General features: G+C 64.4%; 12 protein-coding genes. 5 read left to right on the top strand and 7 right to left on the bottom strand.

Annotation, left to right across the window (positions count from 1 at the left end; translation table 11 throughout):
• Positions 1 to 62: 62 nt before the first annotated feature.
• From M8859_RS03185 to M8859_RS03175, 3 genes are all read right to left on the bottom strand, one after another.
• Positions 63 to 263, bottom strand: a complete 201-nt coding sequence (locus tag M8859_RS03185; protein ID WP_249643732.1) for a hypothetical protein — start codon at positions 261 to 263, stop codon at positions 63 to 65.
• A gap of 91 nt (positions 264 to 354) precedes the next feature.
• Positions 355 to 1590: a hypothetical protein gene (locus M8859_RS03180; protein ID WP_249643731.1), complete on the bottom strand. Its 1236-nt coding sequence runs from the start codon at positions 1588 to 1590 to the stop codon at positions 355 to 357.
• A gap of 94 nt (positions 1591 to 1684) precedes the next feature.
• Positions 1685 to 2278: a hypothetical protein gene (locus M8859_RS03175; protein ID WP_249643730.1), complete on the bottom strand. Its 594-nt coding sequence runs from the start codon at positions 2276 to 2278 to the stop codon at positions 1685 to 1687.
• A 1301-nt stretch (positions 2279 to 3579) separates the two neighbouring features.
• On the opposite strand from M8859_RS03175, the gene M8859_RS03170 reads away from it, so the two are divergent.
• The gene (locus M8859_RS03170; protein ID WP_249643729.1) at positions 3580 to 4149 is read left to right on the top strand and encodes a hypothetical protein; all 570 of its coding nucleotides are present in this window, start codon (positions 3580 to 3582) and stop codon (positions 4147 to 4149) included.
• A 12-nt stretch (positions 4150 to 4161) separates the two neighbouring features.
• Here M8859_RS03170 and M8859_RS03165 read toward each other — a convergent pair whose 3' ends face one another.
• Complete coding sequence (locus M8859_RS03165; RefSeq protein WP_249643728.1) at positions 4162 to 4770, bottom strand: hypothetical protein; 609 nt, start codon at positions 4768 to 4770, stop codon at positions 4162 to 4164.
• A 178-nt stretch (positions 4771 to 4948) separates the two neighbouring features.
• On the bottom strand, positions 4949 to 5947 hold the full coding sequence (locus M8859_RS03160) for a DUF2637 domain-containing protein (protein ID WP_249643727.1): 999 nt from the start codon (positions 5945 to 5947) through the stop codon (positions 4949 to 4951).
• Between the two features lie 967 nt (positions 5948 to 6914).
• Between M8859_RS03160 and M8859_RS03155 the strand changes: the two genes are divergently transcribed.
• The gene (locus tag M8859_RS03155; RefSeq protein ID WP_195069373.1) at positions 6915 to 7130 is read left to right on the top strand and encodes a hypothetical protein; all 216 of its coding nucleotides are present in this window, start codon (positions 6915 to 6917) and stop codon (positions 7128 to 7130) included.
• A 95-nt stretch (positions 7131 to 7225) separates the two neighbouring features.
• Here the strand turns inward: M8859_RS03155 and M8859_RS03150 are convergent, their stop codons facing one another.
• Entirely contained in the window at positions 7226 to 8128 is a 903-nt protein-coding gene (locus M8859_RS03150; RefSeq protein WP_195138946.1) for a YbaB/EbfC family nucleoid-associated protein, read from the bottom strand.
• 143 nt (positions 8129 to 8271) lie between these two features.
• Here M8859_RS03150 and M8859_RS03145 point away from each other — a divergent pair, with 143 nt between their 5' ends.
• The 3 genes from M8859_RS03145 to M8859_RS03135 are packed head-to-tail and all read left to right on the top strand — an operon-like array spanning position 8272 to position 9900.
• Positions 8272 to 8577, top strand: coding sequence for a hypothetical protein (locus M8859_RS03145; RefSeq protein WP_159921085.1), 306 nt, complete (start codon positions 8272 to 8274; stop codon positions 8575 to 8577).
• On the top strand, positions 8574 to 9638 hold the full coding sequence (locus M8859_RS03140) for a WXG100 family type VII secretion target (RefSeq protein ID WP_249643726.1): 1065 nt from the start codon (positions 8574 to 8576) through the stop codon (positions 9636 to 9638). The genes M8859_RS03145 and M8859_RS03140 overlap by 4 nt, the downstream gene beginning before the upstream one ends.
• 1 nt (position 9639) lies before the next feature.
• Positions 9640 to 9900 (top strand): hypothetical protein, encoded by a 261-nt coding sequence (locus tag M8859_RS03135; RefSeq protein WP_195138948.1) that lies wholly within the window; start codon positions 9640 to 9642, stop codon positions 9898 to 9900.
• Positions 9901 to 10609: 709 nt separating this feature from the next.
• Here the strand turns inward: M8859_RS03135 and M8859_RS37485 are convergent.
• Positions 10610 to 11152 (bottom strand): helix-turn-helix domain-containing protein, encoded by a 543-nt coding sequence (locus tag M8859_RS37485; protein WP_372492849.1) that lies wholly within the window; start codon positions 11150 to 11152, stop codon positions 10610 to 10612.
• Between the last annotated feature and the right edge of the window lie 427 nt (positions 11153 to 11579).

Genomic DNA, 11579 nt, shown 5'->3' with positions numbered 1-11579 from the left:
ACTGCCTGTCTGGTGCCGGCCCGGTGATTGGTGCGGCGGAAGGGTTTACTGCAGTAGCGGGGTCAGCCGGTGGTGATATTGGCGGGATGCAGGTGGCGGGCCCCGCGCTCGTCGGGGTCGCTGTAGACCCAGTGCCTGCCGGCCCAGTCGGGGGCCTGGTCACGCCAGCGGGTGACGGTGTCGGCGCCCAGATCGGTGACCGGGCCGGCGGCACCGAGATGCTCGGCGAGGGTGAACGAGTCGCGGCTTAGGGTGTGCAGCACAGAAGATGACCTCCTCGAGGAAACGGCGGGCGCTCTGGGCGGGGCGCCCAGAGCTGGATGGATGATGGTGGGGAAAGCTGCTTTTGGGTCGTCAGACGAGAGTCATGGCGTCGAGGGCGCAGTCGTCGAGTGCGGCGGCGCGGTCGGCGTCGGTGACGGTTTGGGAATAGCTGGTGACGGCGTTGGCGATGCCGGCGGCGGTAAGTTGGCCGCCGGCAATGAAATGCGCCAGAATCCCGCAGCGTTCGCCTTCGGTGAATCCCAACTGCTTGGACACCACCTGCACCGCCTGTTCGGGACGGGTAACCGCGGTGGCGGCGCGGTGTTCGAGCTCGTCGACGCGCGCGGCGAGGAACTCCGGGGACAGCCATTCGGCGACTTTGTCGCGGGTTTCGGCGGTCAACACCGCCAAACGTTTGCGTTCGGTGTCCTGGGACCAGACACTGGCTCCGGTTTCCAGGCGTTCTCCGAGGTGGCGGCGGGTGCTGGTGAACAGCGGCAGGGTGAGCCCGTTCCCGCAGATCTGGATCACCAGTTCAGGTTTGAGGGTGACCGCGTGATGCCCGGTTTCGGAGTTGGAGAACCGGAATCCGGCGAACACGACCGGCTCACTGCCGTGCTGATACTGCTCATTGGTGCCCGCAGCCAGCTGGCGGCCGGCAGCGAGGTCCCCGGCGGCGCGGCGCCGGTCGGCGGCGAAGTCCGGATGCGCGAACGGGTTGCGGTAACCCGCGAGGAACCCGGGCGCCAAAGCACCGACTTTCGGCGAGAACACGCGGCAGTGCATCGACGTCGCGGTCAGATCCGCCGACCTAACCTGAACGTCGGCATCAGCCATGCGGATACCGTCGAGGACCGCGGTCAGTACATCGAGGTGATCGATTACCCCGTACCGGTCCGACAGCACCGCCCGCAGTACCCCCGGTTGTCCCGGGCGGTGGGAGGCGAACAGCCGCAGCAGGAATGTCCGCTCGTCCGGGGTACCGGACACCATGGGATCGGTGGATCCGTGCAGTAAGCCGTTGATGTTGGCATCCCACAGGTCGGTGCGGCCGTCGCGGCGGAGTCGTTTCAGATAGCCGGCGGGGATATCGAGTTTGGCCGCCAACTGCGCATCCGCCGCCGCGGTCGGCCGGTACTGTCCGTCGACCGTGGTCACCCCGTACTCGTCGACCACCGGCGCCACCCCGGCCAGGTGCACCGCCCCGGCCACAGCCCGCAGGGCCGCTGCGGGGGCGACGACATCGACTTTCGCGGCGTTCTGCTCGGTGAGCAGCGCCACCAGATCCTGAAGGCCCGCGTGACGGACCTCCGTCGCGATCGACATGGCCGATTACTTCCTTCCTGGACAAGGGATAAGACACGCACCGCCCGCCCGAAAGACGGAGGGGCCGGAGACAATGGGGTGGCAGGCGAAAACGTCAGCCCTGGTCGGTGCCGGCGAGCGGGTCCTGCACCGACCGCAGCAGCGCGGTCGCGGCGGCGAGGGTGGCGCGGGCGCGTTGTACCCTCTCGCGGGCAGCCTGGTTAATGGTGATCAGGTCGAGATACTGGGTCCGTGCGTGCTGCAGCTGGGCGAACGCTTCGTCGCGGCGCGCCCGCGCGACCCGCGGATCGGTGAGGAACTCGATGGTCAGCGCGGCCAGCAGATCAGCGACGCACTGCCGGACCTGCTTGGAAGCCACGGTGATCTCAGACGCGGTCACCAGTTGCAGGTAGCCGGGCTCGCCGAGACTGACCATCCGATACCCGTCGGCGGCATCGGAGAAATCCGGATGGAACTCCACCATGCAGCACGGATTCCCGAGAAATACTGCGCCGACGGTGAGGTCGGAGAACTCGAACCGGACCCGCGGTCGCGGTTCGACACGGTCATCAACCCGGACCTGGTACTCCTCGACCACGGCGAAGACCCGGCCGGTGATCGGATAGCCAGGGGTAGGCGACAGCTCGTAGGCGGCAGCGCTGCCGGAGACGACCGCCGATGGGTCGACACGGAACGCAGGCATGGACATCACAGATTTCCTTCCGGAACAAGGCGGCTGGGGATGACTGAGCGATGGGACGCGGTTCCGGACCCACCGGTGACCGGGCATACCGACACCCTCAGCCGGCTGTGGAAGCGCTTATTGGTGGTCGCGGGACTCCTGGGCAACGCTGTGGTGCGCGGGGTTTCGAATACAGCGTGTGGCGCAAAATTCACGCGGAATCCGCGCTCGAAAGTGTTGTGAGACAGGAATGACCTCCACTTCATGCAGTCGTCGATGTGTCTGTGACGGCCGGTGGAGACGGGTGTCGTTCAGCAGAGGGCGGAGGGTGCTGGTTGTCGGTGGCCAGAAGCGGCGCCGACAGAATGAGATGTGTCTCGTGATCACCGAAACCGGGGATACGGACGCTCACGTCGATATAGGCGACCAATGCACCGGGGGTGGCGGGTTCGGCCAGCCACGGGTGGTGGCGGTCTTCGTCGACCGGAGGAAGACATTGTTGAATCCACTGCACCAGGTGCGCGGCGTGGGAAATTGTGGACATGGCAGTCCCTCTCCGGGCTACAGATGGCAGAGCCGCGGCAGAACAACGCCGAGGCGGTCACGAGGCGTGATCAGGGCGGTGATGGCTGGCGGGCTCTGGTGCCCTCAGCAGCGCAGGTCGGCTGTGCAGCGGGTGAGCGGGTTACTCGCGCTCGCACCGGATCCGGCAGGGAGGTCGCCCAGTAACCCGGGATGCTCGGGCCGTGAAGCGAATCCGGGCGTCACGGTCCCACGAGTGAGTCGGTCGTCACCCTCGTGCATTGCGACACCGGCGGTGCAGTGGGAAGCCAATCGATCCCAAATTGCCGAACCGCAGGGACGGACCGTGGACCAGCAGTGCGACGAAAACCACATCGGACGAAAGGTATTGGCGGACAACACTCCCGGCTGCAGCTCAATGATCGGGTCCGGCCCGGCCCGCTTGCAGAGAAACAAATCTCCCTGCCCAGGCGGGTCGTCGCCGCGTTCGGCCGCGGCGATGGTGTCGGCCGTGCTCAGACCGAGGCGGGACCGGTGGGCGATGTCGGATTCGACGGCGGCGAGTCCGGGGTTCAACCAGGCCGCGGCGAACCCGAGGGATGAACAGCGTACAGCTGGAGACTTAACAGATGTCGACCCGCGAAGACACCGGGACGAATATTCGGCATTCCTCCCGTTCGGTCCAGGCTGTAGAGCGCGGAACGCCGGAATGCGGAATGGCAGCGCCGACCGTATGTCTGATCGTTCGGATAAAATAGCAACGGGACAGATCAGATGGCACGGGTAACCGCGTCCAAGGAGTCCGCATGCACGCAGACCGTCCCCGATCATCGAAAATCAGACGTTCCCCAGAAGCCCTCGACCGTATACAACGATCCCAGGAGCGAGTTAAAGCTCGCCGCGACGCCGCGCGGCTGCAGGAACAGATCATTCTCGAGGCGGTGAAACGCTACATCGACGCCTGGCAGGCAATCAGGGTCCGGGAAGCCAAACGTGACAGCGATATCGAGCAGCTCCGCCTCCGCATAACCGAAGTCGAAGCCGACGCCGCAGCCGAAATTGACCGCCACCGCATCACCCAGGCCGGCATCGCCGCAACATTGCGTGAACAGAGACAAACCGCCGACGACATCGCCGAACTCCTGGAGATCACCCCGAAAGAAGCACGACGACTTCTCGGGCTGGCCCACAACGCAACCGAACCCACCACAACGCAACCGGCTGCGCCGCCCCGACTGCAAAGCGCAGGGCAGAAGCAGGGGAACCCGAGCCCCGTTTCTCCTGTCCCGGAACCGGCACGTGATATCGGCGGTGAACCGGATGGAGCCGAACACTCGAGCCACGACAGGACGAACACCGTGGCTGGGAAGGAATGATCGGTGATGTGGTTACCGATTCAGGTACCCGCCGGCTTTCCAGACCAGCCAACGGAACTGATCGGGAGCAACGCCTCGGCGGGCTGGGATGTCGGGCAGCGGCGAATACGGCCAGAAAGCCAGATAACAGCGATGGCAGTACCAGCCCGCGCCCCACACCGCCATCGCACGGGGACGACCCCGCATGATCCGGGCATTGTGACGCCCACGCTGGAACGAACTGCGTAGGACCAGCAGTCCCGGCAGCGAGATCATTCCGACGAACATGATCGTGCCGAGCACCAGCGATGACCGATCTGTATTGGGCGGGGGGAAGATCATCGCGGTGATCAGGATCGCGAGCACGATGACTGGCAGTACCAGCAGTAACAGCCCCAGACCGGTGAGTCGTCCGGTCGGCTCCAGTGCAGGCGCACAGGCCAGGCTTCGAGCCAGTGCCGTGCTGTGGCTGCGTTCGGTCGTGGTGGTCCCGACCACGGGCACCAGCCCGGTGGAGGCAATGCCGACACCGGTGTAGGTGCCGGTGTCATAGCTACTGGAGGACCCGTCAGCGCAGATCGCCGGCACGCTCTGCACGCCGTCGAGCTGGTGACATTGGGGGCAGGTGATATCGACGTCCATCCGCGCATTCCCTCCCACGCCGCGGCGTGCGAGAACGCGACAGCGCTGCTGGTGACCGATCCAAGGGTGAGACCTTGAGATCAATCCAACACCGCTCTCCGGTGGGTTGTCGAGTGTGATGGTGGGGGCATCGGTCACGGGTCAGCGTCCGATCCGGACGACAGATTCATTGCCGCCCTCATCGCCGGGGCGCTAGCGGCCCCTCAGCATGTAGGTCGCGGGCGTCGCTGAGGATCCGGCTCACCGTGGTGCGGCTCCGGGTCACCCGCTGGGCGATCTGGGACGGGTTCAGGCCATCGAGGTAGTGGAGGGTCAGAATCTGTGCGACCTGATCGGGATCGCGGCGCCCCGCCGGATCGCGTGCGCACACTCGCTCCGCCACCAAAGACAGATTCTCCGGAGTCCGTTCGCCCTCTCCAGGCACTGTCTGCACAGTGCTCGGCACGAAATCGGGTGTGCGCACGGCGGGTTCCGGGGGTGTGCGCACAGTGTCGAGTAGGGATTCGGGTGTGCGCACGGCGGGTTCCGGGGGTGTGCGCACAGTGTCGAGTAGGGATTCGGGTGTGCGCACGGCGGGTTCCAGGGGTTTGCGCAGATCGTTCCGCCTGTCCGCACAAGCCGTGCGTTCGCCCGTGGTGCCATGATGATCGAGCGCGGCGTCCTCGTTCCTAGTGCGCACGGGAGGAACCGGTGCATTGGTTGCCTCGTCCTCAGAGGTTGGGGAGCGGGCCAGAGACAGCAGCGCGACGGTTGCCTGGCCCATTGACCCCTCGATGATGACGGGCCAAAGCCAAGCTTCTCCCGGTGGAATCCCGGCGATGATCGCCAGCGACCGCAGTGCAGTGAACGACAACCAGAATGCGCCCGCCGCGATCAGCACGGTCATGGCGGTGGCCAACCGGTAGGTGCCGCGAGCGTGGGCGTGCGCACGGGAAAGCACCGAAACCCCGTGCACGGCCGCGAGCAGCGCCAACGGTGGGATGACCGCTACGACCGCGGCGATGGCGGGCACCTGTGTGTCGTGCAGTACGGCTTGGGTGGCGTTACCAGTAACGCTGACCGCAGCGGCGGTAATCAGAACTGCCCAGAAGAAAGTGTGCGCACGCGGGCCCCGCGCGGACACCGCCGGCGCAGCGCCGCGAACGGGCGTCGTGCTGTCGACATCGGGATCAGCCATGCGTGAGACTCCTTCCGGACAGTGGTGGGGAGGGGCGGGATGTGGGTATGACGTGGCATGCGCGACAAGAAGACCCACGACTTCGAGCGCAGGCGAGCTGGGTAGCGCCTCAAGTTCTACAACCACGCGGCACTGCTGCCGGGACTCAAGGCCTGCCAGATCGGCATGCCTTGAATCGCATGTGTAAACCCTCATTGACAAGGGGCGGGATTGTGCTGTCGATTGGGCCGAAGGTGACCGATTCGCGGTTGGTGCAGACCTTCGGGGTCCGCTACTTGTAACAGGCGACTGCCCGCGACTGGATTGAACATGCATGACCGCTATTCCTCGCGCCGCCTACGTCCCATTCCGTCCCGAGCTCGGCTACGACTGAACCAGACCTGGTGATCCCATCCTCCAACTCGCGGGTCATTACTGAGTGCCGGGCGGTTTCATGCCCCAGGCGATCACAGTAGATGCCGGTATGCTCGAACTTATGCGGTTTGGGTATGTCGCGGCGGCGATGGGGTTCGCCGGTCATCGTCTGCCGGACCACACTGCTATTCGTGATGCCTACGGTGTCGGTGAAATAGATCCCCGATACCTCGCCGGACATAGCTGTGTCAACCCCATTTTCATGGGATTCCGTCTCAGAGTCGGCGGTTATGCACTCTCGGCATGGTGGTCAGACGGAGAACGTCGGCGTGGGCCTCACGACACTTTTTACGACAACGTCCCCGCCGATCACGCCAGCTACAACACCGAAAACACACCGTTTGCCCAGGGAAAGTCCCTGATCAGGACGCTGGTATATGCCTGGCAGTGTGGGGGTCAGGGGTTCGAGTCCCCTTAGCTCCACTCGAACAGAAGACCAGGTCCGGCGATTTTCCGGGCCTGGTCTTTGTCGTTCCGGCACCTCTCGAATCCCGGGTTGACGACACCACTGACGACAGTTCAGATCGCGGTGTCGTCGGAGGAGTCGAACAGGGTGTCCATCGAATCCAGCGCGTCGCGCTTCACCGCCCACCTTCAGGGTGGCGATTTCTGTTTCTGGCAGGTGCCGCGTCAACAAACTGCGCGCCGTCATGGCCGCTGTTTCCGCTCGAGTCTTCGTACCTGGCTTTCGACCTTCCGGTATTTCTCAGTTTCCGGCGACGACACGACTGACAAGCTTTGGTTCGCACCCGATCAGCTCAGGCACTGAGCTACTTGCAGCAGGCTTGGCTTTACAGCACCTCTACTGTTGTGGCGTCGAACTGTCCGATTCGCTTTGCTGTCGTCGCTGATCGGCGGTTCTGGTCATATTCCGTCGGTCGAGTGCGGTCCCCACCACCACTCGTCTGACATGAGCGGGTAGTCGTCGGGTGGCCAGCTCGCGCCGGTGATGTGGGAGTCGTCGGAGGGATCGTGCCAGGCGATGACCGACTCGGTGATGTCAACGGGGGAGGATGCGGCGGCCCGGGGCAGTGATGGTGTCGAGCCCTCGGTGCTGTGCAGGGGTTGCGACGTGCCGCCACCGGTGTTTTCGGCGGCCGGGGGTTCGGTGGCGGTGCGCGGCTGAGGTGATGTGTCAGTGGGTCGATCAGGTGTCGACTGGCGGCGGGTGCGGGTGACCGGAGCGTACGTGACGGGATCGAACTCGGAGATTCGTGCTGGTGCGGGGTGGTGTCGCGGAGATTTCGCGGGACGCGTTGCCGGTGTCGCAGCCCTCGTCGGTGCGGTGCGAATGGGCGCACGTGGTGCGGCCCGAGATGGGGTCGGGGTCTGGGTCACGCTCGGTGCTGTGTTCGGTTCGCTGGGTGAACCTTCGCGTGCTCGTGCGGAAACGTGCTGCTGGTCTGCCGTCGGCGAAGACACCCCGGTGTGGATGGGTTCGTTGCTGGGTCGCGGCTGCGTGAGCTTGTCGACGACATGCTGGCGACCCTCCTGCAGGCGTGGATCGCTGCTCAGCGCCGCCACGGTCTCACGCATGACCGCTGCCGCGTCGGCCACCGCTGCGCGATGCAGGTCGATGATCATCTCGACCAGCCGACGCGGGTCCAGATAGGCGCCGCCCTCGCCTAACTCGATACTGTGCAGCGTGCCGTTCGCGCCGACTTCCACGCGCAGCGACCCATCCGCACTGGCTGCCTTACCCCTGGCATCGGTGAGCGCACGCTGGAGTCGTTCGATGTGGCCGGAGACCGGATCGATATCCCCCATACTGCGAACCTTCTCTACTCGAATCGTCAAGTGGACCATACGACTGCTCAAAGGGCGACGAACTGCTGGTTCGAGTTGTTGCGTGGGTGAGTCGTGGTCGCTAATGTAACCGCCGACGGGCTACAGGGACATGGGGGGAAATCATGGCTGCCGCAGCGGATCTCGATTCGTCACGGACGCAAGAACTCGCGACGACGCTGGGCAAGGCGGAGACGCAGATCGCGGGGATGTTCACCGGTGAGGCCGGGGATGCTGGTCTGACGTTGCCGGGAACGAAGATTTCGGATGTGTCGACGACTGCGATCGCCAAGGTCGCGAAAGCGGCACAGACGTTGATCGCCGACTATGACGCGCTGTCGGAGGCGACCTCGACCGCGGTGAGGGAGTTTCAGAACAAGGATACCGAGAACGCGGGCGATATCGCTGCTGCGCAGGGGGCGCTGGCATGAGGACCTCGGGTTCCGGGGAACAGGATTCCGTTGCCGGGGCGGCGCCCCTCACCGTCGCGCAGGTGCTGGCTTGGGAGCCTGCGACGTTGCGGACGCGAGGTGATGGCTGGTCCCTCCAGGCCTCGAATCTGACAAGCTTCGATGACACCCAGTACCGCGCCGTCGATGCCGGTCGTGACTTCTGGACGGGTAGTGCTGCGGAGGCGATGCGGTCCAAGCACGAGGAAATTCGCACAACCACAAGGCGTCTCATCACGGCCCTGCAGGACGGTGCGACCGCGGCGCAGTCCGGTGCGAGCACTTTGGGCTCAGCGAAGACCGCCGTGGTCAATGCGGTGAGGGCGGCGGAATCGAAGGGCTACGAGGTCGGTGACGACGGAGCCGTCACCATCTCGACCAGCACCCATCAAACCCTGCTGTCGCAGTTGCCGGATGCCTCGTCGTATTCGGTGGCGGCGGGAACGCTGCAGGTCGATGCGGATGCCTCGGCCACCGCGGTGAAGCAGGCACTCGAGAATGCTCGCACCGCCGCCGCTTCCGTGCAGGCCGCGATCGAAACCGCGTTCAGCCGACTCCCGGAGGGGGATTCGGTGATTTCTTACGGGCTCCCGCAGAACACCGGTGGGTACGGCAGCTACACGAAGGAGTACCCCTTCACCGCACCGTCCGGCTATTCTCCCGCCCAGATCCATGACGAGATCGCGAAGAACTTCGACAAGTACTTCCCGTTCAGCGGCTGCGGTCCCACCATCGAGACCGGCAAGGAATGTCGTCTGGATTCGCCGGTCGGTGGGCAGCCGGTCCGGATCGAATACGTCGGCCCAGAGGGGATCGTCATCAAGTCGCTCGACGGCCACATCGAAGGCGCCGACCGCACGATCACTTTCCAAGCGCTACCGACGAGCGGAAATCTGTGGGAGCTGAAGGTGGACGCCTGGGGCCCAGTCGGCGGAGCTTCAGCGATTCCGGGCGGCGGCGAGGCGAGTGGCACCGTCTGGCAACGCTTTGCCAGCAATCTCACCGACCGCCTCCCCGCGGCCCCTGGCCCGGGAACGGCCTGAGATGGTGATCGTCAAAGACGTCCTGCTGTTCCTGTCCGGCGCCATCAGCGCCTGGGTCGTCTCACTGCTGCTTCTCTATATCTTCTATATCTCCGCCGCAGACAGAGTCGCCTTTCCATTCATCGGCGCCCTAGTCGCGGTGGCAATCCTCACCGCATCAGCCCTCGGCGCGAACAGGTTCTCCCGTCGCGCCCGCCTCGGATTCGGCATGGGCGCACTTGCCTACGGGATCGCTATTCTGTTGTCCGCGATTCTGGGCTGAGCCGCCCGGCTGCGGTCGCGGCGATGACCGTTGCGCGCGGCTTGCCGCACCAAGTTCTGGTGGAGCCTGCCTTCGCTGCCGAGGGGTTCGAGTCCCCTTAGCTTCACTTCGTAGGAACCCGCAGGTCAACGGCCTGCGGGTTCCTACTGTTTTCGGGCCGAGGCCTATCATGACCGGGGAAACTGCGGATTTGGATGGATCTCGGTTCGATTCGCATCAAGTCTCTTAGGAGGCGACCGGCGTGGGCTTCCACGATGAGCGTGAGCGGAGCCGTCGAATTCGTCCTTCTGAAGGTCGGGTTTCCATCAGTACGTTGTGACTTGGATCAAGGATCGGCCGCATGCTACTGACGAGGATTGTGCAGCGGCGGCACGGGAGCACTTTGACGGAGTAACTGCAGACAAGATCGCGGAGATACGCCGAAACAGACGGCCCCCTCCGCAGCGAGTTGATGCAGGTAATCGGATGGGTTACAAGCCATACGTGCAGGAACCCGTGGGGGATGTGAGCTCGCCCAGACCAGATTTGCCGCCGCGGGAGCCCTGCCCGTCGTGTGACATCCTGCCTGATATCGCTGGGAACTGTTTGTGTGGCTGACCGGCTGGTATGCGGAGCGAGACTGCCCCGGTGCCGGTGCAACCTTGATTGACGGCCGCTCATGGTCGAGTGTGCCGGCGATGTCAAGTCTCATCGGAGCGACTACTTGTGCTCAGGCAGCGTCGGTGTGGTGGCTGGTGAAGTTGACTCGGGTGTCGTCGGCGTCCAAGGCGATGTTGAGGGTGGCGTCGAGGGCATCGGCGAGTTTGGCGAGTAGGGGAAGGGTTGGCACGGTGTCGGAGCCTTCGATGCGCGAGATTTTGGCTTGGGTCAGGCCAGCACGTTCGGCGAGGTCCGCCTGAGTAAGGCCGAGTTCGGTCCGGCGGTCGTAGACGGCTTTGGCCAGTGCCATGGAGAGCCGGATTTCGCGGCGGGCCTCGGTGACGCCATCCGGTTCGGTGTAGCCCTCGGCAAGTTTGCGTTCCCGGAGGTCTTCCAGCGTGCGTGGCTCATCAGTCCAGTTCTCCCTTCTCGAGGGTGCGGATGAATTCTTGATGGGCGGGCTCGTGTTCGGCTTGGCAGGTCTGTTGTGCGAGTTTCGCGGAAGTGTCTGGCTGGCAGCGCTTCCAGCCAGTCCCGCACCTCGGGCTCGATCTCGATGGTGAACAGTTCGCTCACGGCACCAACAGTATATGTCGTCGACAACATATAGCAAGGTGACGGCCAGGGCGGTGTTCAACGCCAGTTATCCATTTGCTGGATCGTGATTACAGAAATGCACACCCTCAGCGGTACTGCCCGCCCTCGACCGAATCGTCACTCCTGCCGTCCCGCAGCACCTTGGCCACCTTCACCTGGCCATGTGGTGCTCCACCTTCAGCTGGGCCATGGACGCGCCAGTTTCGTGCCTGGTCACGATCGCCGCGGTCCTTCTGGGGCCAGCTGATTTTTCCGACCGCCAGACGTGTCCCTGCGGGATAGTGATGACCTGCGCGGTCCGCTTCCCTAGATCCGTTGCCACAACTCAGCGAAGTCCTCCAGCAGGTCGGTCCGGTTCGAGTAAGTTCCCGCCATGTCCACTTCAACAAAGATCAGGTCCGGCGAGTTCGCGGACTTGGCATTCGTCCTTGGCGGGCATCTCG

The sequence above is a fragment of the Nocardia sputi genome, from assembly GCF_023501985.1.
The sequence above is the reverse complement of the archived record's forward strand: the minus strand, read 5'-3'. Positions and strand labels throughout refer to the sequence as shown.